1 pseudogene is annotated in these 258 nt (G+C 36.4%); it reads left to right on the forward strand.

What is annotated here, in order from left to right:
- Nucleotides 1-258 (forward strand): annotated as a pseudogene (locus BOQ64_RS22850) (hypothetical protein); the annotation flags it as partial.

Consider the following 258-nt stretch of genomic DNA (forward strand, 5'->3'; position numbering starts at 1 on the left):
AAAAAGACAATCAAAACATTCCTCCTAATCCGTTTATCATTATTGCGCTTCTGGCTGCTATTGCAGGAATCATTGTTCAGCTGATGAGGAATATCCGTAAAAAATATCAATCTTCAGATACAGATATTGAATATTCACCTCTGAAAGAACCCAAGGATAAAAAAGACAATCAAAACATTCCTCCTAATCCGTTTATCATTATTGCGCTTCTGGCTGCTATTGCAGGAATCATTGTTCAGCTGATGAGGAATATCCGTA

This window comes from Chryseobacterium sp. CH25 (assembly GCF_004119455.1).
Lineage (GTDB): Bacteria > Bacteroidota > Bacteroidia > Flavobacteriales > Weeksellaceae > Chryseobacterium.